This window comes from Pandoraea morbifera, from assembly GCF_902459575.1.
Lineage (GTDB): Bacteria > Pseudomonadota > Gammaproteobacteria > Burkholderiales > Burkholderiaceae > Pandoraea > Pandoraea morbifera.
This window is the reverse complement of sequence record NZ_CABPSD010000002.1, coordinates 144,952-170,672: the sequence shown is the minus strand read 5'-3', so window position 1 is coordinate 170,672 and position 25,721 is coordinate 144,952. Positions and strand designations below refer to the sequence as shown.

Annotated in this window: 27 protein-coding genes and 1 other RNA gene; 19 read left to right on the top strand and 9 right to left on the bottom strand. The window is 64.3% G+C overall.

Annotation, left to right across the window (positions count from 1 at the left end):
• Positions 1 to 95 precede the first annotated feature (95 nt).
• The 5 genes from PMO31116_RS04250 (at position 96) to PMO31116_RS04230 (ending at position 4,716) form a co-directional block, all read left to right on the top strand.
• The gene (locus PMO31116_RS04250; RefSeq protein WP_023873140.1) at positions 96 to 1,382 is read left to right on the top strand and encodes a Glu/Leu/Phe/Val family dehydrogenase; all 1,287 of its coding nucleotides are present in this window, start codon (positions 96 to 98) and stop codon (positions 1,380 to 1,382) included.
• Between the two features lie 164 nt (positions 1,383 to 1,546).
• The gene (locus PMO31116_RS04245) at positions 1,547 to 2,455 is read left to right on the top strand and encodes a glutamate/aspartate ABC transporter substrate-binding protein (protein WP_150565630.1); all 909 of its coding nucleotides are present in this window, start codon (positions 1,547 to 1,549) and stop codon (positions 2,453 to 2,455) included.
• Between the two features lie 118 nt (positions 2,456 to 2,573).
• Positions 2,574 to 3,314 (top strand): amino acid ABC transporter permease, encoded by a 741-nt coding sequence (locus tag PMO31116_RS04240; RefSeq protein ID WP_023597507.1) that lies wholly within the window; start codon positions 2,574 to 2,576, stop codon positions 3,312 to 3,314.
• Positions 3,314 to 3,994, top strand: coding sequence for a glutamate/aspartate ABC transporter permease GltK (gene gltK / locus PMO31116_RS04235; protein ID WP_023597506.1), 681 nt, complete (start codon positions 3,314 to 3,316; stop codon positions 3,992 to 3,994). Before PMO31116_RS04240 ends, gltK begins: the two co-directional genes overlap by 1 nt.
• Positions 3,991 to 4,716 (top strand): amino acid ABC transporter ATP-binding protein, encoded by a 726-nt coding sequence (locus PMO31116_RS04230; protein WP_150565629.1) that lies wholly within the window; start codon positions 3,991 to 3,993, stop codon positions 4,714 to 4,716. The genes gltK and PMO31116_RS04230 overlap by 4 nt, the downstream gene beginning before the upstream one ends.
• Positions 4,717 to 4,832: 116 nt before the next feature.
• Here PMO31116_RS04230 and PMO31116_RS04225 read toward each other — a convergent pair whose 3' ends face one another.
• Entirely contained in the window at positions 4,833 to 5,663 is an 831-nt protein-coding gene (locus PMO31116_RS04225; RefSeq protein ID WP_150565628.1) for a class II glutamine amidotransferase, read from the bottom strand.
• Positions 5,664 to 5,865: 202 nt separating this feature from the next.
• Here PMO31116_RS04225 and pyrC point away from each other — a divergent pair, with 202 nt between their 5' ends.
• The 3 genes from pyrC (at position 5,866) to rnpB (ending at position 8,304) form a co-directional block, all read left to right on the top strand.
• On the top strand, positions 5,866 to 6,903 hold the full coding sequence (gene pyrC / locus PMO31116_RS04220; RefSeq protein WP_150565627.1) for a dihydroorotase: 1,038 nt from the start codon (positions 5,866 to 5,868) through the stop codon (positions 6,901 to 6,903).
• On the top strand, positions 6,900 to 7,739 hold the full coding sequence (locus tag PMO31116_RS04215; RefSeq protein ID WP_246185144.1) for a DUF3025 domain-containing protein: 840 nt from the start codon (positions 6,900 to 6,902) through the stop codon (positions 7,737 to 7,739). Before pyrC ends, PMO31116_RS04215 begins: the two co-directional genes overlap by 4 nt.
• 155 nt (positions 7,740 to 7,894) lie before the next feature.
• Positions 7,895 to 8,304, top strand: an RNA gene (gene rnpB, locus PMO31116_RS04210) — RNase P RNA component class A.
• 70 nt (positions 8,305 to 8,374) lie between these two features.
• On the opposite strand, the gene PMO31116_RS04205 is transcribed toward rnpB, so the two are convergent.
• Positions 8,375 to 8,797 (bottom strand): OsmC family protein, encoded by a 423-nt coding sequence (locus PMO31116_RS04205; protein WP_150565929.1) that lies wholly within the window; start codon positions 8,795 to 8,797, stop codon positions 8,375 to 8,377.
• Between the two features lie 640 nt (positions 8,798 to 9,437).
• Between PMO31116_RS04205 and rplM the strand changes: the two genes are divergently transcribed.
• The 4 genes from rplM to erpA all read left to right on the top strand — a co-directional run bounded on the left by rplM (position 9,438) and on the right by erpA (position 11,961).
• The gene (gene rplM, locus PMO31116_RS04200) at positions 9,438 to 9,866 is read left to right on the top strand and encodes a 50S ribosomal protein L13 (protein ID WP_023873145.1); all 429 of its coding nucleotides are present in this window, start codon (positions 9,438 to 9,440) and stop codon (positions 9,864 to 9,866) included.
• A 10-nt stretch (positions 9,867 to 9,876) separates the two neighbouring features.
• Positions 9,877 to 10,272: a 30S ribosomal protein S9 gene (gene rpsI, locus PMO31116_RS04195; RefSeq protein ID WP_010805092.1), complete on the top strand. Its 396-nt coding sequence runs from the start codon at positions 9,877 to 9,879 to the stop codon at positions 10,270 to 10,272.
• A gap of 182 nt (positions 10,273 to 10,454) precedes the next feature.
• A complete protein-coding gene (gene argC, locus PMO31116_RS04190) occupies positions 10,455 to 11,498 on the top strand; it encodes an N-acetyl-gamma-glutamyl-phosphate reductase (RefSeq protein ID WP_150565626.1) in 1,044 nt (347 codons plus the stop codon).
• A 97-nt stretch (positions 11,499 to 11,595) separates the two neighbouring features.
• Positions 11,596 to 11,961 carry an iron-sulfur cluster insertion protein ErpA gene (erpA, locus tag PMO31116_RS04185; protein WP_023597499.1) on the top strand — a complete coding sequence of 122 codons (366 nt, stop codon included), beginning with the start codon at positions 11,596 to 11,598 and terminating at the stop codon, positions 11,959 to 11,961.
• Between the two features lie 92 nt (positions 11,962 to 12,053).
• Here the strand turns inward: erpA and PMO31116_RS04180 are convergent, their stop codons facing one another.
• From PMO31116_RS04180 to PMO31116_RS04165, 4 genes are all read right to left on the bottom strand, one after another.
• Positions 12,054 to 13,238: a trans-sulfuration enzyme family protein gene (locus tag PMO31116_RS04180; protein WP_246185143.1), complete on the bottom strand. Its 1,185-nt coding sequence runs from the start codon at positions 13,236 to 13,238 to the stop codon at positions 12,054 to 12,056.
• Positions 13,235 to 13,735, bottom strand: coding sequence for an SET domain-containing protein-lysine N-methyltransferase (locus PMO31116_RS04175; protein WP_150565927.1), 501 nt, complete (start codon positions 13,733 to 13,735; stop codon positions 13,235 to 13,237). The genes PMO31116_RS04180 and PMO31116_RS04175 overlap by 4 nt, the downstream gene beginning before the upstream one ends.
• A 208-nt stretch (positions 13,736 to 13,943) precedes the next feature.
• On the bottom strand, positions 13,944 to 15,110 hold the full coding sequence (locus PMO31116_RS04170) for an anhydro-N-acetylmuramic acid kinase (RefSeq protein ID WP_150565625.1): 1,167 nt from the start codon (positions 15,108 to 15,110) through the stop codon (positions 13,944 to 13,946).
• 113 nt (positions 15,111 to 15,223) lie between these two features.
• Positions 15,224 to 16,594 (bottom strand): M23 family metallopeptidase, encoded by a 1,371-nt coding sequence (locus tag PMO31116_RS04165; protein ID WP_150565624.1) that lies wholly within the window; start codon positions 16,592 to 16,594, stop codon positions 15,224 to 15,226.
• Positions 16,595 to 16,793: 199 nt separating this feature from the next.
• Here PMO31116_RS04165 and tyrS point away from each other — a divergent pair, with 199 nt between their 5' ends.
• The 4 genes from tyrS (at position 16,794) to PMO31116_RS04145 (ending at position 20,243) form a co-directional block, all read left to right on the top strand.
• Entirely contained in the window at positions 16,794 to 18,038 is a 1,245-nt protein-coding gene (tyrS, locus tag PMO31116_RS04160) for a tyrosine--tRNA ligase (protein WP_150565623.1), read from the top strand.
• Positions 18,039 to 18,090: 52 nt separating this feature from the next.
• Positions 18,091 to 18,558 (top strand): D-aminoacyl-tRNA deacylase, encoded by a 468-nt coding sequence (gene dtd / locus PMO31116_RS04155; RefSeq protein WP_023597493.1) that lies wholly within the window; start codon positions 18,091 to 18,093, stop codon positions 18,556 to 18,558.
• Positions 18,559 to 18,862: 304 nt separating this feature from the next.
• A complete protein-coding gene (locus PMO31116_RS04150) occupies positions 18,863 to 19,489 on the top strand; it encodes a YbhB/YbcL family Raf kinase inhibitor-like protein (protein WP_145862933.1) in 627 nt (208 codons plus the stop codon).
• A 40-nt stretch (positions 19,490 to 19,529) separates the two neighbouring features.
• The gene (locus PMO31116_RS04145; RefSeq protein ID WP_425494761.1) at positions 19,530 to 20,243 is read left to right on the top strand and encodes a histidine phosphatase family protein; all 714 of its coding nucleotides are present in this window, start codon (positions 19,530 to 19,532) and stop codon (positions 20,241 to 20,243) included.
• 15 nt (positions 20,244 to 20,258) lie between these two features.
• Here the strand turns inward: PMO31116_RS04145 and PMO31116_RS04140 are convergent, their stop codons facing one another.
• The 3 genes from PMO31116_RS04140 to ruvC all read right to left on the bottom strand — a co-directional run bounded on the left by PMO31116_RS04140 (position 20,259) and on the right by ruvC (position 22,982).
• Positions 20,259 to 21,245, bottom strand: a complete 987-nt coding sequence (locus PMO31116_RS04140; RefSeq protein ID WP_425494760.1) for an oxygenase MpaB family protein — start codon at positions 21,243 to 21,245, stop codon at positions 20,259 to 20,261.
• A gap of 42 nt (positions 21,246 to 21,287) precedes the next feature.
• Positions 21,288 to 22,358 carry a Holliday junction branch migration DNA helicase RuvB gene (gene ruvB, locus PMO31116_RS04135; protein WP_150565622.1) on the bottom strand — a complete coding sequence of 357 codons (1,071 nt, stop codon included), beginning with the start codon at positions 22,356 to 22,358 and terminating at the stop codon, positions 21,288 to 21,290.
• An 81-nt stretch (positions 22,359 to 22,439) separates the two neighbouring features.
• Positions 22,440 to 22,982 carry a crossover junction endodeoxyribonuclease RuvC gene (gene ruvC, locus PMO31116_RS04130; protein WP_150565621.1) on the bottom strand — a complete coding sequence of 181 codons (543 nt, stop codon included), beginning with the start codon at positions 22,980 to 22,982 and terminating at the stop codon, positions 22,440 to 22,442.
• Between the two features lie 346 nt (positions 22,983 to 23,328).
• On the opposite strand from ruvC, the gene PMO31116_RS04125 reads away from it, so the two are divergent.
• The 3 genes from PMO31116_RS04125 to PMO31116_RS04115 all read left to right on the top strand — a co-directional run bounded on the left by PMO31116_RS04125 (position 23,329) and on the right by PMO31116_RS04115 (position 25,721).
• Positions 23,329 to 23,745 (top strand): CopD family protein, encoded by a 417-nt coding sequence (locus PMO31116_RS04125; protein ID WP_150565620.1) that lies wholly within the window; start codon positions 23,329 to 23,331, stop codon positions 23,743 to 23,745.
• Between the two features lie 190 nt (positions 23,746 to 23,935).
• Positions 23,936 to 24,550, top strand: a complete 615-nt coding sequence (locus PMO31116_RS04120) for a 2-hydroxychromene-2-carboxylate isomerase (RefSeq protein ID WP_150565619.1) — start codon at positions 23,936 to 23,938, stop codon at positions 24,548 to 24,550.
• Between the two features lie 190 nt (positions 24,551 to 24,740).
• Complete coding sequence (locus tag PMO31116_RS04115) at positions 24,741 to 25,721, top strand: 2-hydroxyacid dehydrogenase (protein ID WP_150565618.1); 981 nt, start codon at positions 24,741 to 24,743, stop codon at positions 25,719 to 25,721.

The window sequence follows — 25,721 nt, the reverse complement described above, 5'->3', positions numbered from 1 at the left end:
GGATTGTTCTCTGCGGTTCTTTGTAAAGTGCGAGCCATTCGTGTCGCAAGCACGGTATGTGCGTGCGGCGCCGATTGAAGCCGGAGAATCCAAAGATGTCTCAAACGTCACATGCCTTGCCCTCTTACCTCGACGCCGAGCACCTCGGTCCGTGGGGTAACTATCTCCAACAGGTCGATCGCGTCACGCCCTATCTGGGCACGCTCTCGCGCTGGGTCGAAACCCTCAAGCGCCCGAAGCGGATTCTGATCGTCGACTGCCCGATCGAACTCGACAACGGCACCATCGCCCATTTCGAGGGCTATCGTGTCCAGCACAACACCTCGCGCGGCCCCGGCAAGGGCGGTGTGCGTTTCCACCAGGACGTGACCCTGTCCGAAGTCATGGCCCTGTCGGCCTGGATGTCGGTCAAGAACGCTGCGGTGAACGTGCCTTACGGCGGCGCCAAGGGCGGCATCCGCGTCGATCCGCGCAAGCTCTCGCGCGGTGAGCTGGAGCGCCTCACGCGCCGTTACACCAGCGAAATCAACATCATCATCGGGCCGACGAAGGACATTCCGGCGCCGGACGTCAACACGAATGAGCAGATCATGGCGTGGATGATGGACACCTACTCGATGAACGAGGGTTCCACCGCCACCGGCGTGGTGACCGGCAAGCCGATCTCGCTGGGCGGCTCGCTCGGCCGTCGCGAAGCGACCGGCCGCGGCGTGTTCGTGGTGAGCTGCGAAGCGGCCCGTCGCCTGGGCATGGACGTGCGCGGCGCGCGCGTGATCGTGCAGGGCTTCGGCAACGTGGGCGGGATCGCCGCGCGTCTGTTCCATGAGGCCGGCGCGCATGTCATCGGCGTGCAGGATCATACCGGCACCATTTTCAAGTCCGACGGCCTCGATGTGCCGAACCTGCTCAAGCACGTGGCCGAGACCGGTGGCGTGGGCGGTTTCCCGGCGGCCGAGACGATCCAGGACGACGAATTCTGGTCGCTGGACTGCGAATTCCTGGTCCCGGCGGCCCTGGAAAACCAGATCACCGAGAAGAACGCCGACAAGATCCGCGCCAAGGTCGTGGTCGAGGGCGCCAACGGTCCGACGACGACCGCCGCCGACGACATCCTGCGCAGCAAGAACATCCTGGTGGTGCCCGACGTGGTGGCCAACGCCGGTGGCGTGACCGTCTCGTATTTCGAATGGGTGCAGGATTTCTCGAGCTTCTTCTGGACCGAGGAAGAGATCAATCACCGCCTGGAGCGCATCATGCGCGAAGCCTTCGACGGCGTGTGGCACGTGGCGCAGGAGCACAAGGTGTCGCTGCGCACGGCGGCCTTCATCGTGGCGTGTACCCGTATTCTGCAAGCCCGTGAGATGCGCGGCCTGTACCCCTGATCGGGCAGTGTCGCTCAACTAAGTAGTAATACGCATTAATGCGTAAAACCGAATGTTCGGGGCGAATTGCGTCAAAAAAGACGTACGTTCCGGACATTCGGGAATAATAAAATGGGCAAAGGCAGTGCTAAAATGCATTCGTTTTGTGCCAAGGAGACCAAGGAATGACCCTCTCGAAAATTGCATTGGCGATGTGCTGTGTGGGCCTGATGGCGGGCGCTGCCCAAGCTCAGGAAAGCGGTACCCTCAAAAAAATCAAGGACACGGGCATCATCTCGCTGGGAAACCGCGAGTCGTCGATTCCGTTCTCGTTCTATGACAACCAGCACAATGTCGTGGGCTATGCCAACGACGTGGCGATGGCCATCGTGGCCGAAGTCAAGAAGGACCTGAAGCTGGCGAAGCTGGACGTCAAGCAGACCCCGATCACGTCGCAGAACCGCATTCCGCTGGTTCAGAACGGCACGATCGATCTCGAGTGCGGTTCGACCACGAACAACGCCGAGCGCCAGAAGCAGGCCGCGTTCTCGAACACGTTCTTCATCATCGGCACGCGTTTGCTGACGAAGAACAGCTCGGGCGTGAAGGATTTCGCCGACCTCAAGGGCAAGAACGTCGTGACCACGGCGGGCACGACCTCCGAGCGTCTGCTGCGCGAGATGAACCAGAAAGACAACATGGGCATGAACATCATCAGCGCGAAGGACCACGGCGAAGCCGCGATCACGCTGCATTCGGGCCGTGCCGTTGCGTTCATGATGGATGACGCCCTGCTCGCGGGCGAGCGCGCCAAGTTCAAGGACGCCAAGGACTACAGCATCGTCGGCAAGCCGCAATCGTACGAAGCCTACGGCTGCATGATGCGCAAGGATGACCCGGCCTTCAAGAAGGTGGTGGACAAGGCCGTGGCCGACTACCAGAAGTCGGGCCAGGCCCAGAAGGACTACGCCAAGTGGTTCCAGAAGCCGATCCCGGCGCTCAACGGTGTGAACATGGACTTCCCGCCGTCGGCCGAAATGGCCGCCCTGTGGAAGTCGCCGAACGACAATGCTGACGTTCAGGGCGCCAAGTAAGCCGGACCAGCCAGGTTGTTCGCTGAACATTCACAGCGCTGCATGTGCGTAATGCTGAAGCGGAAGGAGTCAATCCTTCCGCTTCTTTTTAAGCAAGACAAGTAGAAGAGGGGAGATCATGGCTCTCGGTCTCGATTTCAGTTTTTTCTTCCAGCCGGTGGCGACCGGGGAGGACACCACCTACTTCGGGTGGCTGCTCTCGGGCCTCAAGCTCACGCTCGAGGTGGGCCTCGGCGGCTGGATCATCGCGCTCATCGTCGGCTCCGTGCTCGGCGTCATGCGCACCATCCCAAACAAATGGATTTCCGGCTTCGCGACGGCGTACGTCGAGTTGTTCCGTAACATCCCGCTGCTGGTGCAGTTGTTCTTCTGGTATTACGTCGCGCCCGATTTCCTGCCGGAAGGGGTTCGCCAGTGGCTGTTCTCGCTCAATCCGGCGAACGTCTCGCTGCTCACCGGTGTGATCGGCCTGGGCCTGTTCACGGCCGCCCGCGTGTGCGAGCAGGTGCGCTCCGGTATCAATTCGCTGCCCAAGGGCCAGAAGAACGCCGGGCTGGCCATGGGCCTCACGCTGCCGCAGACGTATCGCTTCGTGCTGCTGCCGGTGGCCTTTCGCGTGGTGATCCCGCCGATCACCTCGGAATTCGTCAACATCTTCAAGAACTCGGCCGTGATCTCCACGGTGAACCTGCTCGAACTGACCGGTCAGGGCAAGCAGCTCATCGACTACACGGCACATAGCTACGAATCGTTCATCGCCGTGACGATCGCGTACATGATCATCAACATCGCGGTGCTGGTGCTCATGCGCTTCATCGAAGCCAAGACCCGCCTGCCGGGCTACATCGGGGGCAAATAATGGGTGAGATCTTTGCATGGGGCGGCGCCATCGACGCAGCGCCGCTGCTCATCAAAGGCATGGTCACGACGTTGCAGATCACGGTGCTTGCCGTGATCGTCGGCATCGTCTGGGGCACCCTGCTCGCGATGATGCGCCTGTCGGGCGTGACCGTTCTGAAGTGGTTCGCGGACCTGTACGTGAACGTGTTCCGCTCGATCCCGCTGCTGATGGTGCTGCTGTGGTTCTTCCTGATCGTGCCGCAGGTGCTGCGTTCGCTGCTCGACGTGCCGCCGACGTGGGACATCCGCATGGTCTCCGCCCTGGTCGCCTTCTCGTTGTTCGAGGCGGCGTATTATTCGGAAATCATCCGCGCGGGTATCCAGAGCGTATCGCGCGGCCAGATGTCCGCCGCGTTCGCGCTGGGGATGTCGTACTGGCAGGCCATGGGCCTCGTGGTGCTGCCGCAGGCGTTCCGCAACATGGTGCCGCTGCTGCTCACGCAGGGCATCATCTTGTTCCAGGACACGTCGCTCGTCTACGCGATCGCCCTGGCCGACTTCTTCGGCATGGCGTATCAGGTGGGGCAGCGCGACGGTACGCTGCCTGCGATGATTGTGTTTGCCGGAGCGGTCTACTTTGTGATCTGCTTCACGGTTTCGATGTTGGTTAAACGTCTTCAAAAGAGGTTGGCGAAATGATTACCCTGAAAAACGTCTCCAAGTGGTACGGCCAGTTCCAGGTGCTCACGGACTGTTCCACTGAGGTCAAGAAGGGTGAAGTCGTGGTGGTGTGCGGCCCGTCCGGTTCGGGCAAGTCCACGCTCATCAAGACCGTCAACGGTCTGGAGCCGATCCAGCAAGGCGAGATCATCGTCGACGGCACCTCGGTGGCAGACCCCAAGACGAACCTGGCCAAGCTTCGCTCGCGTGTCGGGATGGTGTTCCAGCACTTCGAACTGTTCCCGCATCTGTCGATCACCGAAAACCTGACGCTCGCGCAGGTCAAGGTGCTCGGCCGCAGCAAGGAAGCCGCTCGCGACAAGGGGCTCAAGCTGCTCGAGCGAGTGGGCCTGAAGGCGCATGCGCACAAGTTCCCGGGTCAGCTCTCGGGCGGCCAGCAGCAACGCGTGGCCATCGCCCGTGCGCTGTGCATGGACCCGATCGCCATGCTGTTCGACGAGCCGACCTCGGCACTCGACCCGGAAATGATCAACGAAGTGCTCGACGTGATGGTCGAACTGGCTCAGGAAGGCATGACCATGATGGTGGTCACGCACGAAATGGGTTTCGCCAAGAAGGTCGCGAACCGCGTGATCTTCATGGACCAGGGCATCATCGTCGAAGACGACAACAAGGACGAGTTTTTCGCGAATCCGAAGTCGGACCGCGCCAAGGACTTCCTGGCCAAGATCCTGCACTGATCGCCGCCGCCGTCCTCGCAAAAAAAGCGTGCCCTCGGGCACGCTTTTTTTTCATGCGCGCGGCAGGCTTGACGCTTGCGTGCCGCGAAAGCCGTTCGGGGCGTCGCGCGCCGCGATCAGAGGCAGGCCGTGTTCTGAGCGTTGCGCAGGCGCACTGCTTCCGGGATAGGCACGATCGTGCGAAGCGTGGGCGCGCCCTTCTCGAAGAGGATCAGCTCGCCAGGCTCGAAGGTGGTCCAGACCTCGTTGTCGGTGAGCGGCACCGTGGCGATCACGGCGACGCGGTCGGCCGGCGTGGTGAACTTGGCGAAATCGATTTCCCAGTCGGCGTCGATCAGGTGCGCCTTGGTGAACGGCCACTGACGCGCGATGAAGTGCAGGCGCGTGGAGCAGTGGGCGATCAGGGCCTGGCCGTTCGACAGCACGAAGTTGAACACGCCGTGGCGTGTGATCGTGCGCGCGATGTCCTCGACGGCATGGAACAGCTCGTCGAGCGGCGGCTGCGAACCGGGGAAGCGCTTGCGCAACCCCTGCATGATGTCGCAAAAGGCCCGCTCGCTGTCGGTCGTGCCGACCGGCTGGTAGACGCCTGAGAGGAACGGGTCGTAGTCGTGCAGGTCGCCGTTGTGGGCGAAGATCCAGTGCCGTCCCCAGAGTTCGCGCTGGAACGGGTGGCAGTTCTCGAGCTCAACGACCCCTTGCGTGGCTTTGCGAATGTGCGCGATGACGTTCTTGGACTTGATCGGATATTTCTTCACCAACTCGGCAATGGGCGAATTGGCCGCTGCCTGGTGATCGATGAACAGGCGGCAGGCCTTGTCCTCGAAAAATGCAATGCCCCACCCGTCGGCGTGGCTGTCGGTGCCCCCGCCACGTGCCGCGAAACCGGTAAATGAGAACGTGATGTCGGTCGGTTCCGCGCAGTTCATCGCGAGAAGTTGGCACATGGTACGGGGAAATCGATGATTGGCTTCGCACGTCGTGTCAGAGCGCCGCAGCCGTTACAATATGGGGTTGCACAAGCATAGCACCGGCCCTTGTGCACGTACATTCCCGCCCATCGGGTCCGTCGCGCCGACGCGTCACCACGCGAGCCCGGTCGCGTCGGCCGCCACGGCGAGGAGCCTTCCCAGCCCCCGGAAAACGCCCATGACCACCGAACTGACTATCACTCGTCCCGATGACTGGCACCTGCATGTGCGCGATGGCGCCGTGCTCAAGAGCGTGCTGCCCGATAGCGCCCGCCAGTTCGGCCGCGCGATCATCATGCCGAACCTCAAGCCGCCGGTCACCACGCTGGAACTTGCCTCGGCCTATCGGGAACGCATTCTGGCGGCCCGTCCGGCCGGCAATGCGTTCGAGCCGCTCATGACGCTGTACCTGACCGACAACACGCCGGCCGAAGAGATTCGTCGCGCCAAGGCGTCGGGGTTGGTGCACGGTGTGAAGCTCTACCCGGCGGGCGCAACGACGAATTCGGATGCCGGCGTGACCGATCTGGCCAAATGCCGCGGTGCCCTGGAAGCCATGCAGGAAGTCGGCATGCCGTTGCTGGTTCACGGTGAAGTCACGAGCGCCGACATCGATATCTTCGATCGTGAAAAGGTGTTCATCGACAAGGTGATGTCGCCGCTGCGCCGCGATTTCCCAGGCCTGAAGGTCGTGTTCGAGCACATCACCACGAAGGACGCCGCCGATTACGTCGCAAGTGCCGAAGGTCCGATCGCCGCGACCATCACCGCACATCACCTGCTATACAACCGCAACGCGATCTTTACCGGCGGCATTCGTCCGCATTACTACTGCCTGCCCGTACTCAAGCGGGAAACTCACCGCGAAGCCCTCGTGAAGGCGGCAACGTCGGGCAGCGCACGCTTCTTCCTGGGTACCGACAGCGCGCCGCACGCGCGTGGCGTCAAGGAAGCGGCCTGCGGTTGCGCCGGATGCTACACGGCGCTGCACGCGGTGGAGCTGTACGCCGAAGCGTTCGACAAGGCCGGCGCACTCGACAAGCTTGAGGGTTTCGCCAGTTTCCACGGCCCCGATTTCTACGAACTGCCGCGTAACGCCGACAAGATCACGCTCGTGCGAGAAGACTGGGAACTGCCGGCAGAGCTGCCGATGGGCGACGCGACGGTGGTACCGTTGCGCGGCGGCGAGACCATCGGCTGGAAGCTAAGGGGGTGACGCCGGGAGCCCCGGCATCGGTGGGCGAGTCGATGTCGGTCGCGGGGTTGCCGGAGATCGACTGGCGGCAACCGTGGTTCGAGGCCGTGGCGCAGCGTGCGCGCGATGCGCTGTCGCGCGGGGATTGGCGTGAAGCGGTCTCGTCGCAGGCCGCCGCCGCCGGGCTGGTGAGCGGACACGGCCGCGCGCTACGGTTCGTCGCGCAGGAGAACTTGCCGACGGACATCGCGTACGAGGCGTTCATTGCCGCCACCGGGGGCGTGCCCACGCGTCGGAATCTGCACGATTTCTTCAATGCATTGATCTGGCTGACTTACCCGAAGGGCAAGGCGGCGCTCAATGGTCGTCAGGCTACCGCCATCGCGCGCGACGGGGTGCAGGCCACGCGGGGCGCCACGCGCGACGCCGCCACGCTTTTCGACGAGAATGCCGTGCTCTTCGCCTGTAGCGATCCGGCACTGGCCGCCGCCTTGCGCCGGTTCGACTGGCAAACGCTGTTCGTCACGCGTCGCGCCGACTGGGGGCGTGCCTGCGAGGTCCAGCCGTTCGGTCATGCGCTGCTGGAAAAGCTCGTCACGCCCTATAAATCGGTGACGGCACATGCGTGGATCGTGAGTGTCCCCGCCGCCTATTTCGCGTGGGCGCCGGGTGAGCGCAGGGCGTGGCTCGACGCCCGGATCGCTCCGTTGCTCGTCGACGTGCCGCTGTCGACGCGCGACTTCGCGCCGCTGCCCGTGCTGGGTATTCCGGGCTGGTGGCCGGCCAACGAGATGCCCGACTTCTATCGCGATACCGACGTGTTCCGTCCGGGACGGCGGCAGAAGACGTCTGACTGAAGCTCGGGCCCGCACTGCACGGTGCCCGACGCTTTCCTCGATATCCGGATCCCCCAGGGACGGCATGCGCGATGCCGGGCGGGGAGTCCACAAGCGATTCCCGATGGCCCGCCCCGCCGGTCAGGGGGCGGCATGCGTGATACACTTCGCCCCGCAGAGTCGGCCAGACAATCGCCGCCTCCCTTTGGGAGGGGGAGGAAAGTCCGGACTCCACAGGGCAGGGTGATGGCTAACGGCCATCCGTCGCGAGACGCGGAACAGGGCAACAGAGAACAGACCGCCGATGGCCCCTGGCGAAAGTCAGGTGGATCAGGTAAGGGTGAAACGGTGCGGTAAGAGCGCACCGCGGCGTGCGGCAACGCACACGGCACGGTAACCTCCACCCGGAGCAATTCCAAATAGGCAGGTGAGCGGCATGCGCCTCGTGCGTGTGCCGGCAACGGGGCCCCCGGGAGCCTGCGGGTAGGAAGCTTGAGCGGCGCAGCGATGCGTCGCCTAGAGGAATGATTGTCAGGCGCGGCGTGAGTCGCGTTCACAGAATCCGGCTTATCGGCCGGCTCTGCATCCCAATTAAAGACAAAAGGCTCCCGCGGGAGCCTTTTGTCTTTCCAAAGACCGGCGTTTGCCCAGGCGATTCAGCCTTCGACGATCTCGACGCTGTGCGTGAGCTCCGCCGTCTTGGCCAGCATGATCGACGCCGAGCAATACTTGTCGTGCGAGAGCGTCACGGCACGCTCCACCGTTGCCGAATTCAGATTGCGGCCGGTTACCGTGAAGTGGAAGTGAATCTTGGTGAACACCTTCGGATCTTCGCTGGCGCGCTCGGCCTTGAGCGTGACGCTGCAACCCTTCACTTCGGCACGGCTCTTCTTCAGGATCAGAACCACGTCATACGCGGTGCATCCCCCGGTGCCCACGAGCAGCATCTCCATCGGGCGCGCCGCAAGATTATGGCCGCCGCCCTCCGGTGCGCCGTCCATCGCGACGATGTGCCCGCTGCCCGTCTGCGCAACAAAGGCCATGCCGTCCTGGCCCATCCAGCTCACCTTGCATTCCATCATTCGAAACCCCGATATCTCATTCAAGCTGAAAATTGTAGCGGCTTCCGACGACCCGCGTACGACGCCGCTCGCGCCCCTGGAATGCCAACGTTCACGGCCCGGGTTGCTGCGTCGCAATATTGGCGCTTTTTTGATCGCCTTTTCAGGGGGATAAACCCTAAATTTAGAAGCCTGGCTCTACGCAAGCGGGTGGGGTGAAAGGCGGGAATTCGTGTAAATAATTGATTTTATTGAAAATAATATAGTTTCATGTTGGCATCTTGCGTTTCATATTATGGTGTCTGATTTCGCACTATAAATTTTCTTGCGTTGCACCATCCGCTTTGCTACACTTCAGTCATTGGTTGTTGTGCTTCACAGCAATCCTGCAAGTGTCTCCTCCACCCTCCTCCTTTGGTGGATTTAACCCGGACCCTTTGAGGTTCGGGTTTTTTTTTGTGCGCCCGGAAACGCCGTTTACCGGGGAGTGGATTTTTCTGTATAATCAACGGCTTTTCCGGAAATGCCCACGGAAAAAGCATCAGGGAGAGCCTGCAAGCACAGGACTGCGCCATGCGACTCGATTCGCCAGGACGCGGCCGGCAGACAAGCAGGAAGTTGGTGTTAATGGGGCAAACGCATTTTATTTGGATCGATCATGAAGACGTTTTCCGCTAAGCCGGCAGAGGTGACGCGCGAATGGTTTGTGATTGACGCGACGGACAAAGTCCTCGGCCGTGTCGCCAGCGAAGTGGCACGCCGTCTGCGCGGCAAGCACAAACCTGAATTCACGCCGCACGTTGATACTGGTGATTACATCATCATCGTCAACGCTGCCAAGCTGAAAGTTACGGGCGCGAAGCAAACTGACAAGAAGTACTACCGTCACTCGGGCTATCCGGGCGGTATCTACGAAACCACGTTCGGCAAGATGCAAGAGCGTTTCCCGGGCCGTGCGCTCGAGAAGGCCGTGAAGGGCATGCTGCCGAAGGGTCCGCTGGGCTATGCGATGATCAAGAAGCTGAAGGTGTACGCCGACGGCAATCATCCGCACGAAGCGCAGCAACCGAAGTCGCTCGAGATCTAAGGGCCACGCCATGTTCAAAAACGATTGGAATTACGGCACCGGCCGTCGCAAGAGCGCTGTTGCTCGTGTGTTCATCAAGGCTGGCAAGGGCGACATCGTCGTCAATGGCAAGCCGATCAAAGAGTACTTCGCTCGCGAAACGTCGCTGATGATCGTCCGTCAGCCGCTCGAGCTGACCAACCACGCTGAAACGTTCGACATCAAGGTCAACGTCTCGGGCGGCGGTGAAACGGGTCAGGCCGGTGCGGTTCGCCACGGCATCACCCGCGCACTGATCGACTACGACGCGACGCTCAAGCCGACGCTGTCGACCGCAGGCTTCGTGACTCGCGATGCCCGTGAAGTCGAACGTAAGAAGGTTGGTCTGCACAAGGCCCGCCGTCGCAAGCAATTCTCGAAGCGTTAATCGCACGAGTGCTTGTTCGCATCTGCTGTCGGCAGGTGCAAGAAAAGGCCGCCTCGCGCGGCCTTTTTTCATTGCGCGGCACGTATCCACAGGCCCGACGGCATTTGCGCGCGATGCGTCACCATCCCACATGTGTCGTGGAAGCTTGATAGAATCGCGATTCTGATTGAAAGGGGTAGGACATGGTCAAGGTAGGTATCGTAGGCGGCACCGGCTACACCGGTGTGGAGCTGCTCCGCTTGCTGGCGCAGCATCCGGAAGTGAAGTTGACGGCAATCACCTCGCGCAAGGAAGCGGGTACGCCGGTCGCCGACATGTACCCGAACCTGCGAGGCCGTGTCGACCTGGCATTTTGCACGCCCGACGACGCCCGTCTGACCGAATGCGACGTCGTCTTCTTCGCCACGCCGCACGGCGTGGCCATGGCGCAGGCGCGTGAGTTGCTCGCAGCCGGCGTGCGCGTGATCGATCTGGCTGCGGATTTCCGTCTGAAGAACACCGCGACGTTCGAGAAGTGGTACGGCATGCCGCACGCTTGCCCGGACATCCTCGAGGAGGCGGTCTACGGCCTGCCGGAAGTCAACCGCGAGAAAATCAAGAGCGCGCGCGTGATCGGACTGCCGGGCTGCTACCCGACGTCCGTCCAGCTCGGTTACGCGCCGTTGTTCGCTGGCGGGCGCAAGCTGGTGGATCCGAAGCATCTGATCGCCGACGCCAAGTCGGGCGCGAGCGGCGCAGGCCGCAAGGGCGAGACCTCGCTGATCCTCGCGGAGACGGCCGACAACTTCAAGGCTTACGGTGTGAAGGGCCATCGCCATCACCCGGAAATCAAGCAAGGGCTTGAGGCCATTGCCGGCTACGAAGTGGGCCTGACGTTCGTGCCGCATCTGCTGCCGACGATTCGCGGCATTCATTCGACGCTCTACGCGACGATCCTGCCGGAAGCCCGTGACACGGACTTCCAGGCGCTGTTCGAGACCTATTACGCCGGCGAGCCGTTCGTGGACGTGCTGCCGGCCGGTTCGATGCCGGAGACGCGCTGGGTGCGGGCGTCGAACTATGTGCGCATGGCGGTCCACCGTCCCGGCAACGAAGACACGCTGGTGATCCTCGTCGTCGAAGACAACCTGGTCAAGGGCGCGTCCGGTCAGGGCGTGCAGTGTATGAACCTGATGTTCGGCTTGCCGGAAAACATGGGCCTGACCCATATTCCCGTACTGCCGTAACGGTATTTGTCGTCTCTAACCCCTTGATTTTCCGAGCGTCGGCACAAATTGGGGATTAGGAATAGAATGATACCGAACCGATTTATGGAGATTTGCGATGAACGCACCGCTTGAGGCCGCCGTCACGGAAATGCCCGCGTTCCTGGTCTTTACCGACAGCGCCGCGGACAAGGTCAAGCAACTGATCGACGAAGAAGGCAACCCTGAGCTGAAACTGCGCGTTTTCGTGCAGGGCGGCGGTTGCTCCGGCTTTCAGTATGGCTTCACCTTCGACGAAGATGTGAACGAAGACGACACCGTACTCGACAAGAACGGCGTGTCGCTGCTGATCGACTCGATGAGCTACCAGTATCTGGTGGGCGCCGAGATCGACTACAAGGAAGATATCAACGGCGCTCAGTTCGTGATCAAGAACCCGAACGCAACCACCACGTGTGGCTGCGGCTCGTCGTTCTCGGTCTGAGCGGTACCGACGCGTTGGCTGCCCCATCGGGGCGGCAAGACGGAAGCCCCCTCCATGAGGGGGCTTTTTTTTGCCGGTGCGACGCTCGCCCGTCAGGCACTGCGTAACGCGCTCATCAGATCGCGCTTCAGATCGTCGATATGTTCGATGCCGACCGCATACCGGATGAGATCGGACGGTATGCGCTCCGACGATGCGGCATCTTTCAGGGTGCCATGCCAAAGCGTCGCCACGTGGATGGCGAGCGAGTTGACGCCTCCGAGACTTGCCGCGATGAGGGGAATGCGAAGTGCCGACAACGCACGTTTGGCCGCCGCCTCGCCGCGACGGACCCGGAACGTCAGCACGCCGCCGAAGCCGTTCATCTGCTGGCCGGCCAGTGCGAATTGCGGATGGGACTCGAGCCCGGGGTAGACCACGTCGCGCACCTTCGCCTGATCGCAAAGCCACTGTGCCAGCGCCAGTGCATTCGCATTGACGCGCTCCATGCGCAATGGAAGGGTGCGCAGACCGCGTAGCAACAACCAGGCGTCCATGGGCGAGAGCACCGAGCCGACGCTCAAATGCGTGGACCAGATCCGCTCGGCCAGCGCGTGGCTGGTACAGATCACGCCGCCGGTGAGGTCGTGGTGCCCGCCCAGGTACTTGGTGGCGCTGTGCACGACCACGTCGACCCCCAGCTCGGCGGGGCGCTGATTGAGAGGTGTGGCAAACGTGTTGTCGGCAACGGTCAGAATGCCGTTAGCTCGCGCCAGCGCCGTGACTGCCCCGATATCGGTGAGCGCGAGTGTTGGATTGGCGGGCGATTCGAGGACGATCACACGCGTGTTCTCCCGCAGCGCGGCGGCCATGGCGGCCGGATCCGTCGCGTCGACGAGGGTGAGTTTCACGCCGAGCTTGCCGAGCAGCGTGTCGAGTACTCGCGACGTGCTCATGTAGTGCTGCGTCTGTGCCACCACGTGGTCGCCGGCGCCGAGCAAGGCGAGCAGCGTGGTGGTCATGGCGCCCATGCCGGAGCCCGTCACGAGGGCGGTTTCAGTCCCTTCGAGCTCGGCCATGATCGCCATGATCCGCTCATGGACCGGGTTCCCGTATCGGGTGTAGTTCCTCGGATGCCGGGGGGTGCTCGACATCCGCGCAAAGGCGGATTCGTCGGCCGCGGCAAAAACCGCGCTGTAGTGGATGGCGGGGACGACACCGGGTTCGTCCGTGGTGCCGCGGTCGCCCATCACCGCCGTGGTGTCGACGTGCAGCATCGTGGACGAGGGGCGGCTCACGGCAAAATCCGCCGGGCGGGCGCCTCCGCAGGCGCAGCCAGTCGTTTCTGCCCTTCCTGATCGGGCAGTTCCCGAAACCCGGTGATCCATCGCCGGCAGTTCGGCGCGCCGCACTCGCACGAAAACTGCCGCGCCAATACCTCCTCGGTGCAGGCGTAATCGATGGTGAGGAACTCGCCGGCCGAAATATCCCGGAGCGCGAAGATCTCGAGTCGCTTCATGTCCAGCACTGACGACGGTGCGCATGAGTGGAGCAGCAACCCGGAAAAATGGGGATCGTAGAGGTGCGTCGTTTCGCTCACCTGGAGGGTGTGCAGTTTGCGTTGACTGGACAGCAGTCCGGCCATGCGGCTGATGCGTTGTCCGCGTGCGAACGGAACCAGCGTTCTCACGCCGTTGCCTTCGCCGCCGGCAGTTCGACAGACCTCGAACTGTCGGCTCGAGGGGTAACCGTCCTTCAGCCCCTCGAAGGGGTAAAGCCAACCGGTTTCGGCCATGATGGGTGCCCACTGAGGTTGAACGTCCTGGACGACATCGAAAAAGGTGTCGAAATGACGCTTCAAGAGTGGCACATGGAATCACGAACCCCGAAAATCGGCACCGCATTTGGGTGCCGTCCTCCGGCGTTTGGGCTGCGTCTCACAAGGGCGAGCGGCGGGCGAAGCGGTCCGCCGCGGATGACGGACGCAGTGTTCGACCCGTGGTTCAGCGCGGATAAATCGCGCCAAGAATGCGTGGACCCTTCGCGCCGGTGACGGACGGAAGGTTGCCGGGCTCCCGCGCCACGCAGCGCTGCGCGAGCCACGCGAACGCGCGTGCCTCCACCTGCTGCGGCGGCACGCCCAGCGCCTCGGTCGTCGCAACCGTGATGCCGGGAAGTCGGGCCGCAATGGCATGCATGAGCGCGCGATTGCGCGTTCCGCCGCCGCAGGCGTAGAAGCCCCGGCAGTCGGGGGCGTAACGCAGCACGTCGCTCGCCACGCACTGTGCCGTGAGCGCGACGAGCGTGGCCTGCACGTCGACCGGCGCGACGCCGGAGAAGGCCGCCAGATGCGTGTCGAGCCACTTGGCGTGGAACAGGTCGCGGCCTGTGCTCTTGGGCGGGCGCTGGGCGAAGTAAGGCTCGTTGAGCAGTGCGGCGAGCAGGGCTTCGTCGACTCGTCCGCCCGCACCCCACGTGCCGCCGTCGTCGTAGGCCGTGCCCAGATGGCGGGTCGCCCAGCCGTCGAGCAGCGCATTGCCCGGTCCGCAGTCGAAACCCGAGACCGGCTGCGCCGTCGTCAGCGCCGGCAAAATCGTCACATTGCTGATGCCGCCGAGATTGCAGACGACGCGTGTCTCGTTCGCATGGGCGAACATGGCCTGGTGGTAGGCGGGCACGAGCGGCGCGCCCTGACCGCCGGCGGCGACATCGCGGCTGCGAATATCGGCCACCACGTCGATGCCCGTGAGCTCGGCGAGCAGGGCGGGGGCGTTGAGCTGGCGCGTGTACCCCACACCATCGAATTCCCCCGGACGATGCCGGATCGTCTGCCCATGGGCGCCGATCGCGGCAACAGCGTCGGCGCTGACCGCCGAGCGGGTGAGCAGTTCGTTGACACAGTCTGCATAGACGCGCACCAGCGCATTCGCGGCCAGGGCTTCGCGGTGCAGCTCGTTCTCGGACGGCGCCTGCAGCACCATCAGGGTTTCTCGGAGGTCGTGCGGGAACGGGCGATACGATTCCGCAAGCACGCGGCCGTCAGACCCATCGACCAGCACGCCGTCGACGCCGTCGAGGCTGGTGCCGGACATCAGGCCGATGAAGCAGGGCGATTGAGACGATGACCCCGAGGATGCCGAAGCGGCGATGGGACGAGCGGTATCGGTCATGGGAAAGCGCTGGCGGGTGGAGGTCCGGAAAATCGGTGCCGCACCGGCCGGGCGACGCGCGGGCTATCCGACAGCCTTTCGCGTTACCCGTACCGTGCGGTCTCCAGCATACCTCAATCGCGCTCGGCGACCTGTACGGTGCGCATCAGATCGATGCGCTTGAGCAGGTTCTCGGCGTACATGTCGAACAGCTTCAGGCGGGCGCCCGTGAGCGGTGCCACAGCAGCCACGTCCGTCGAGAACGGGTTGAGCGGCACTCCCTTGAGACGCAGTTCGTAATGCAGGTGCGGGCCGGTCGCCCAGCCCGTCTGGCCCACGAATCCGATGACCTGGCCCTGCGTGACGCGCATGCCGGCCTTTACGCCCTGGCCGAAACCGGACAGGTGGGCGTAGCGCGTCTGGAAGTTGCCCGAGTGATCGATCTCGATCAGGTTGCCGTAGCCGTTCTGCTTGCCGACGAACGTGACCACGCCATCGCCCGCGGCGAACACGCGCGTGCCGACCGGGGCGGCCAGATCCACGCCTTCGTGCTTTTTCCACTGATGCTGGAACGGATGCTCACGTCCGCCGAAAGCGGACGAAATCCGCGAGAACTCGACCGGCGTGCGCAGGAACGCCTGCTTGAGGTTGCGGCCGTCGAAGCCGTAGTACGCCCCCTCCGGCGAGCCCTGCGGGTCGGCGTACCAGATGGCCTGATGGGTCTTGCCCTGGTTGATGAACTCGATGGCAAGCACGCGCCCGGTGCGAACGGTGCGATCCTGCTGCTTGATCACTTCGTACACGAGGCGGAAACGATCGCCGCGGCGCACGTCGCGCTGGAAGTTGATCACGCCCGAGAAGATCTTGACCATCTGCGCGACGACGGCATCGGGCACGCCCGCGTCGTCCATGGCGGTGAAGAAGTTACCGGCGATCGCCCCTGAGCGCATGGCCCATTCGGTATCGTTGGCAAGCTGCTCCATGCGCGCGCGCAGCGTGCCCTTGTCGTCGCGTTCGATCACCAGTTGCTGGGCGGAGGTCGCGCCGCTCGAGAGCACGGTGGAGAGCGAGACCAGTTTGCCGTCGTCGTCGGTTTCGGCCTGCACGACCTGCCCGGCGGGCACGCCGATCAGGCGTCGGGCGACGGCATTGTCGCGGATGAAGCGCTCGGCGGCGGGGTCCTGGATCGACAGGCGCGAGAGCATGTCGCCCAGCGTTTCGCCGCGCCGAAGCGCCACCTGGTGGATGAATGTCTGGGATTGCGCGTCGAGCTGCTGGATTTGCCGGGCCAGATCGGGGAAGGTCAGCGGCAGCGTCACGCTAGCACCGTTGCGGGCCGCTTCGGGCACCATGGGCGCCACGCCGAATGCGGTCACCATTCCCAACGTCAGGGCCGAACCGACCGTTGCCACGATTTGCACCTTTCTGCGACGGTGCTTCGGCTGCGTGGGATCGATCAGGGTCAGCAGTTCACGCGCAAAAAAATCACGGAGTCTAGGCCACATCACGTAAAATTCTGCGCAACTTACGAAAAAGCCCGGGCGGAGCGACACGCTTCGAGATTGCCTGCCGGAATTCCGGGGCAACCCGGCGTCGCTTCGGCCCGAGCCGAGAATTGAGCGGCGATTATAGCAGACCCGCCGCGGTCTCCGCCTTTACTGACTGAATAAGGGAATCCCCTGAAGCAGTCTGGACAATGATGTTATGACAAGTGAACACGCACTCACCTCGGATGTGAAGTACCCCGTTACCGACGCCACGCGGGCCGCGATGGCGATCGCCAAGCGCGGTTGCGACGAGCTGCTCGTGGAAGAGGAGTTCCTGCAGAAGCTGGCGCGCAGCGAAGCCACGGGCAAGCCGCTGCGCATCAAGCTGGGTCTGGACCCCACGGCGCCGGACATTCACATCGGCCACACCGTGGTGCTCAACAAGATGCGCCAGTTGCAGGACCTGGGCCATACGGTCATTTTCCTGATCGGCGATTTCACGTCGCTGATCGGCGATCCGTCGGGGCGCAACAGCACGCGTCCGCCGCTCACGCGCGAGCAGATCGAATCGAACGCCAGGACCTATTTCGAGCAGGCCGCGCTGGTGCTCGATCGCAGCAAGACCGAGATTCGCTACAACAGCGAATGGTCGATGAAGCTGGGCGCCGACGGCATGATCAAGCTTGCGTCGCGCTACACCATGGCGCGCATGCTCGAGCGCGAAGACTTCACCAAGCGCTTCCAGAGCGGCGTGCCCATCGCCATCCACGAATTCCTCTACCCGCTCATGCAGGGCTACGACTCGGTCGCGCTGGAGTCGGATCTCGAGCTCGGCGGCACCGACCAGAAGTTCAACCTGCTGGTCGGTCGCGAACTGCAGAAGCAGTACGGCCAGGAGCCCCAGTGCATTCTCACGATGCCGCTGCTCGAAGGACTCGACGGCGTTGAAAAGATGTCGAAGTCCAAGGGCAATTACGTGGGCATCAGCGAGAAGCCGAGCGAGATGTTCGGCAAGCTCATGAGCATCTCGGACGAGCTGATGTGGCGCTACTATGAACTGCTGTCGTTCCGTTCGCTCGACGAGATCGCGCAACTGCGCCGCGACGTGGAAGGCGGCCGCAATCCGCGCGACGTGAAGGTGCTCCTCGCGCAGGAAATCGTGGCGCGCTTCCATTCGAAGGCCGACGCCGAGCGCGCGCTCGAGGACTTCAACGCGCGTGCCAAGGGCGGCGTGCCGGATGACATTCCGGAAGTTTCCCTGCAAGGCGCTCCCCTGGGCATTGCCCAGTTGCTCAAGCAGGCGGGTCTGGTGCCATCGACGTCGGAAGCCAACCGCAACATCGAGCAGGGCGGCGTGCGTATCGACGGCGAAGCCGTCTCCGACAAGGGCGCGAAGATCGACGCCGGAACTTACGTCGTGCAGGTCGGCAAGCGCCGCTTTGCCCGCGTGACGCTCGCCTGAGCGTGGGCACCACACCGATTCGGCCGTTGTCTTTGCCTTTGCGGCCGCAATCATGATCGCGCTGATTCAACGTGTGCTCGAAGCCGCGGTGACGGTCGATGGGCGCACCGTCGGCGCGATCGGCCCGGGGTTGCTCGCGCTGGTGTGCGCCGAGCGCGGCGACACCGAAGCGAGCGCCGACAAACTGCTCGCGAAGCTGCTCGGCTACCGCGTCTTCTCCGATGACGCGGGCAAGATGAACCGCAGCGTGTCGAATCTCGACGGCAACGGTGCGGCCGGTGGGTTGCTGCTCGTTTCGCAGTTCACGCTGGCGGCCGACACCAACAGCGGGACCCGTCCGAGCTTCACGCCGGCGGCCAGCCCGGCCGACGGCCAGCGGCTTTTCGATCATTTCGTGGCACAGGCGCGAGCGCGCCATCCCATCGTGGAGACGGGCGAATTCGGTGCGCACATGCGTGTGTCGCTCGTGAACGACGGGCCGGTCACGTTCTGGCTTCAGACGCGTCCTGACGGGGCCTGACGCGAAGCGTCCTCGGGCGCGTGCTCGGCACTCAGCCTCAAGCCGCCTCAAGCCGCCTGGGAGGTCTTCCGGGGTCTTCCGGGGCTTCCCGATGGCCTCGAACGTTCTGCCCCGTGCTGCGGCGCGGCCTGCGGCGTCGCCGCGCGCCAAGGCGAGGGCGGTGCGAGGGTACCCTCCCGGATCCATCTCGAAAATCGCTCGGAATCATCTGGAATGATGCGGATTTGCGCGAGCTCATGCACGTGATTCGCATCGGTGTGATAACGTCGACCGGTTCCGAAATCACAATGCTTGGGAGAAACCGATGAAAGTCTGGAGCAACTCGTTCGAGGACAATGGCGCCATCGACGCCCAGTTCGCCTTCGGCAAACCGGATGCGCAGTCACACGTTGCGCTGTCGCAGAACAAGAATCCCCATATCGCATGGTCGGACGTCCCCGAAGGCACGCGTTCGTTCGTGGTGATCTGCACCGACAGCGACGTGCCTAGCCGCGGTGACGACGTCAACCAGGAGGGCCGGGAGGTTCCGTCGGATCTGCCGCGCGTCGATTTCTACCACTGGGTGCTTGTCGACGTGCCGGCGTCGACCACGGAAATTCCGGCGGCGAGTCACAGCAATCACGTCACGCCGCGCGGCAAGTTCGGTCCCGATGCGCTTGACGGCATGCGTCACGGCGTGAACGACTACACCGCGTGGTTCGCGGCCGACGAGAGCATGAAGGGCGACTACTATGGCTATGACGGCCCTTGCCCGCCGTGGAACGACACGCGGCTTCACCACTACCACTTCACCGTGTACGCCCTCGACGTCGAACGCGTGCCGCTCGAGGGCCGTTTCGGTGGCGACGACGTGCTCGCCGCCATCAAGCCGCACGTGCTTGGCAGCGCAAGCGTGACGGGCACCTACACGCTCAATCCGAAGTTGGCCTGAGGTCCGGCGCTTCGTTACTTCCGAACACAACCCTCACGCAATGGCTTCGATGACCGGCAAGACCACGACGCTCACCCTGATTCGTCACGGAGAAACCGACTGGAACCGCGTGAAGCGGATTCAGGGGCATACGGATATCGCGCTGTCGCAGGCGGGCGAGCGTCAGGCGGCGTTGCTGGGTGAGCGCGTGGCGCGCGAGGTCCGTGCGCGTGGATCCGTGTTCGATCATGTTCTCACGAGCGACCTGCGACGCGCGGTGCAAACGGCGGAGCCGGTCGCACGCGCGTGCGGCCTGCCGCTCGTGCGCACGTCGCAGTTGCGCGAGCGCCATTACGGCGCCTTCGAAACGCACGTGCCGGACGAGATCCAGGCGCTGTATCCGCAGGACTACGCGCGCTGGCAGAGTCGCGATCCGGACTTCGTGATTCCGGGCGGGGAGTCGACGCGGGGTTTCCATGAACGTATCACCGCGTTCGTCGAGCAGCTGTTGCGCGACCATGCGGGACAGCGTCTCGCGCTGGTGGCGCACGGCGGCGTACTCGATTGTTGCTACCGGCTGGCCACGGGGCTCGCCCTGTGGGAGCCGCGTACTCATGCGTTGCTCAATGCGAGCGTGAATCGACTGGCCTACGACGGACAGCGCTGGCAGGTCCTGAGCTGGGCCGATGTCACGCACCTCGACGATGCGGTTCGCGACGAAAGCAATGACCAACCGGGGCAGGCTGCGGATCGTGTGGACCCGCGCGTGGTGTGAGGGCGACGCCAGCCGTCAGCGCTCTAGCGACGGCTGCACGTTGACGACGTCGGGCGTCGCCAGCGCGCGCCGACGGGCACGATGCGCGACGCTGTTGCGCATCGACCAGCGCGCGACCTGCGCCATGTGACGCACGGCCGGCCGCACCGTCAGGCGGCGTAGCGCCGAACGATCGTCGAAGCCCAGCATCGATTGCGCCCAGTCCGGCAGCAGATCGATGCCTGCGCGAAACAACAGGCCACTGAACACCTGCGCGCCGGTGAACGGCGCCGGAAGATTGCGCAGCACCCGCACGACCTCCTCGGTGCGGTCGCTCGCGCAAAGCTGCGTGCGCATGCCGGCGAGGTAGTCGTCGATGTCGGCAGCGCTCATCGGCACATTGCGCGCGCCGAGTGCAATCGCGATGCGTGAGACCTCGGCGTAGTAACGATCCTGTTCGCTGCGCGCAAATCCCGGGTCCTTGTAGACGAGATAGCTGCGCAGGAAGCTCGACGTCTCGGCCACGTGCACCCACGTGAGCAAGTCGGGATCGTACGCCGCGTAGGGACGGCCGTCCGGCGCGGTGCCCGTGACCTGGAGGTGGATGCGACGCACGCGTTCGAGCAGCGCCTGCGCGTCGGCGGTGTTGCCGTAAGTGGTGCCGCCGATGAAGGTGGCCGTGCGGCGCAGGCGACCTATCACATCCTGCCGGAACGTCGAGTGGTCCCAGACCCCCGCCATGGCAAGCGGATGCAGCGATTGCAAGAGCAACGCGCTGATGCCGCCGATCATCATCGAGGTGAAGTCGCCGTGTACCTGCCAACAGGCCGCGTCAGGGCCGAACAGGCCGGGATCGCCGGGCGGTGTGTCGTAATTCAGGCGCGGCGCACCGGGCCCCGACGTCAGGCTCACGAGGCGCATGGCGATGGCGTGTCGCACGCGTCCCGACACACCCACGACCGGTCCGGCGGGACGCAATGGCGTGGATGGCGGCGGGGTGGGCAGGTCGTCGTGCAGGGACATGCGGCGATCGGTGTGAGCGGATGGCGGGAGGCGTGCGACGCGCTATTTGCCGTCGGCGTCCTGCGACCAGAGCGAGCCGGTGTCCGGCAGGCTGCCGGGGGCGGCCAGTCCGAAGTGGCGGTAGGCTGCCAGGGTGGCTACCCGTCCGCGCGGCGTGCGCTGCAAAAAGCCTTGCTGAATCAGAAATGGCTCGATCACGTCTTCGATGGTGTCGCGCTCTTCACCGATGGCCGCGGCGAGGTTGTCCACGCCGACCGGGCCGCCGTCGAACTTGTGGAGCACGGCTTCGAGCAGCTTGCGGTCCATCACGTCGAAACCGACCGGATCGACGTCGAGCATCGACAGGGCGGCGTCGGCGACGGCCGCGGTAATGCGGCCGTCGGCTTTCACCTCGGCGAAATCGCGAACGCGGCGCAGCAGGCGGTTGGCGATACGCGGCGTGCCGCGCGCGCGGCGGGCGATCTCGTAGGCGCCGTCGTCGACGATGGCGGCCCCGAGCAGTCCGGCGGAGCGACGCACGATGCCGGCCAGTTCGTCGGCCGTATAGAACTCCAGGCGCGCCACGATCCCGAAGCGGTCACGCAACGGGTTGGTCAGCATGCCCGCGCGCGTGGTCGCTCCCACGAGGGTGAACGGTTGCAGGTCGAGCTTGACGCTGCGCGCGGCGGGACCCTCGCCGATCATGATGTCGATCTGGTAGTCCTCGAGCGCCGGATACAGGATTTCCTCGACGACCGGCGAGAGCCGGTGGATCTCGTCGATGAAGAGCACGTCGTTGGCTTCGAGGTTGGTCAGGAGCGCGGCCAGGTCGCCCGGACGCTCGAGCACGGGGCCCGACGTCTGGCGCAGATGTACGCCCATTTCACGGGCGACGATGTGCGCAAGCGTCGTCTTGCCGAGGCCGGGCGGGCCGAACAGCAGCACATGGTCGAGCGGCTCCGCGCGCTTGCGGGCCGCCTCGATGAAAATCTCCAGCTGTTCGCGAACCTTGCGCTGGCCGACGTATTCGTCGAGCAGCTTGGGGCGCAGCGCGCGCTCGAAGGCTTCCTCGTTGGGCGAGGCCGGGGTCGGCGCGATGATGCGCTCGGCGGCGAGTTTGTCGGTTTCGATCATGGCTGCATTGTAGCGCTTCGGGCGTGGCTTGCCGGGGCGGGACGACCGGCCGGACTGCGATGCATGTCGGGCCAGCGACGCTTAACCGACGAGCCGCCCGCGCCGCACCCGCAGGCCCTTGGCCGCGAGCGCGGGGGAGACGTCGGCCAGGGCCGCGAAGGTGTCGCCGCTGTGGGCATGGCAGATGGCCACGCCGAGTGCGTCGGACGCATCTTTCCCCGGGGTGCCGGACAGGGTGAGCAGTCGCGTGACCATCTCCTGCACCTGCTCCTTGCGGGCGCGTCCGTAGCCGACGACCGCCTGCTTGAGTTGCATCGGCGTGTATTCGAACACTTCGAGGCCGCCGACCGACAGCGCGGTGATGGCCGCGCCGCGCGCCTGCCCGAGCAACAGCGTGGATTGCGGGTTGACGTTGACGAACACCTTTTCGATGGCCGCCTGGTCGGGCCGGTAGGTGTCGACGAGCTCCGCCACGCTCTCGAAGATGATGCGCAGCCGCGCGGGCAACGTGCCTTCGCCGGTGCGGATGACGCCGCTCGTCACATATTGGAGACGATTGCCGTGCTTTTCGAGTACGCCAAAGCCGGTGACGCGCAGTCCGGGGTCGATGCCAAGAATTCTCATGCGGGAGCCTGTGACCGGCGCGTGACGCCGATGGGGGCGGAAAAACCAATATGGCTCGTATTCTGGCACAGGCGGGCGCGGGCGTTGCCGAAACCGGCGACATGAGCGTGGGGAGTGGGCGTTTTGGCGAGCGAGACGCGACGAGGCGGCCATCCCGGGGGGGGCGGCGGCGGGCAGGTGAGGGCAAGGCGCGGGGCGCGAGCCCCGCCGACCGGGGTCGCGTCGATTTGCCGCGGCGCGCCCGGCGTGTCCGATGCCGGTGTGCGTCTCTCCATGCGACGGATTGTTGTACATTGCTTGCTGTTCAAAATATTCGACGGCCTGCGTGCGGGCCGCCCCGTCCCCGATGCTCTGGATCAAAGCGTTTCATATCGTTTTCGTCGCCTCGTGGTTCGCCGGCCTGTTCTATCTGCCGCGCATCTTCGTCAACCTGGCGATGGAGAGCGATCCCGCGGCTACGCAACGTCTTCTGCTCATGGCGCGCAAGCTCTACCGCTTCATGACGATCCTCGCGGTGCCCGCACTGGCCTTCGGTCTGATTCTCTGGCTGTACTACGGCATCGGCCGTCACGGCGGCTGGTTGCACGCCAAGCTGCTGATCGTCGTGCTGCTGCTCGGTTACCACCACGCCTGCGGCCGCCTGTTGCGCAAGTTCGAGACCGGGCGCAACGCGCACTCGCACCGCTGGTATCGCTACTTCAACGAATTCCCGGTGCTCGGGTTGCTGGGCGCGGTGATCCTCGCCGTGGTCAAGCCGTTCTGATGCGCCACGTCGGTGGCGGGAATGTCGTCACCGATGCGTTGCGTCGGCATAGGGCCCCGCGTTGTGCTCGGCGTCGCATGCTGTCTCGTTCGACGCCCGATTTGCCGTAGTGCCTGTCGTGTTACCCGCGTTGTGAGCCATTTCACGCGCCGATAGGGCGCGATTCACCGACTGTCGAGAGGAGTCTGACGTGAGCCTGACCTGCGACTACTTTGTGTCACCGCCGTCGCCTTATGTGTATCTGGGGCACGCGCGGTTTATCGACCTCGCGCGCCGCTACAACGTGCAGATTCAACTCAAGCCGATGGACCTGGGGCGCGTCTTCGCCGGCTCCGGCGGTCTGCCGCTGGCCAAGCGCGCGCCGCAGCGACAGGCGTATCGCCTCGTCGAGCTGGCGCGCTGGTCGAAATATCTCGGCATGCCGCTCAATCTCCAGCCGAAGTTCTTCCCTGTCGCGGGCGACCCGGCGGCGCGGCTGATCGTGGCGACGCAACTGGCGCTCGGCACGGACAAGGCGCTGGCGCTGACGGGCGCCATTTCGAAGGCGCTCTGGGTCGAGGAGCGCAACATTGCCGACGATGCCACGCTGCAGGCGATTGCCGAGGCGCTGAAGTTCGACGGCAAGTCGCTGCTTGCCGCGTCCAACGGGGCAAGCGTGCAGGCTGCCTACGACGCCAATACCGAGGAAGCCGCGAGTGGTGGCGTATTCGGCGCGCCGTGGTTCGTCTTCGATGGCCAGCCCTACTGGGGGCAGGACCGTCTCGATTTTCTCGAGCGTGCGTTCGCCGAGGCCCGTGGCGCGTAATCGTATCGTCGCGCCGCCGGATGCTCGCCGGCGCGTCGCCGTGATGTTTTCGTAGTGGCGCGGTAGTGTCGCAATGTCATGACGCCGCGTCATGCCGCGATGCCGTCATGCGCCGGTCGCGCCGAACGGGTCTGCCGGGCAAGTCGCCCGTGACGTTCGGCGGCGGTCATCCCCCCAAGGAGTGAACACGATGAGTCGTGCGGAAGTGGTGTTGTACAAGGGCGTGCCCCCGGATGTGCGGGCCCGTTTGGCCGAGGCGTTCTCGCTCACGGAATTCGATGGTGTGAACGATGGGAATCGCGCCGCGTTCATGGCGGCGCTCGGCCGCGCGGACGGCGCCATCGGCGTTGGCGTGAACGTCGGTCCCGCGTTGCTCGACGCGGCGCCCCGGCTCAAGGCGTGGGCGACCATTTCGGTGGGCTATGATCAGTTCGACGTGGCCGATCTCACGCGCCGCGGCATCGTGCTCACGAACACGCCCGACGTGCTCACCGAGACGACGGCGGATACCGTCTTCTCGCTGATTCTGTCGAGCGCGCGACGCGTGGTCGAGCTCGCCGAGCTGGTGAAGGCGGGCGGCTGGAAGGCAAGTCTGGGCGAAGCCCATTTCGGCACCGACGTGCACGGCAAGACGCTGGGCATCGTCGGCATGGGGCGCATCGGCGGCGCCGTGGCGCGCCGCGCCGCACTTGGTTTCGGCATGAAGGTGCTGTACAGCAACCGATCGCGCAACGAGGCCGCGGAAGCGGCCTACGGCGCCGAACATCGGGCATTGCCCGACTTGCTCGCGCAAGCCGACTTCGTCGTGACGCTCGTGCCGCTCTCGCCCGCGACGGAGCGTCTGATCGGGGCGAACGAGTTTGCGCAAATGAAGCGCGGGGCGATCTTTATCAATGCGGCGCGCGGCAAGGTGATCGACGAAGCGGCGTTGATCGGGGCGCTCGCGTCGGGACACTTGCGCGCCGCAGGCCTGGATGTCTTCGAGCGCGAGCCGGTGCCGGTCGACTCGCCGCTGCTGACAATGAACAATGTGGTGGCGCTGCCCCACATCGGCTCCGCCACGCACGAGACGCGCCACGCAATGGCGTCTTGCGCCGCCGACAACCTGATCGCCGCGCTTGGCGGCGGGCCGCTGCGCAATGCGGTCAACCCGCAGGCGCGGCAAGGCTGA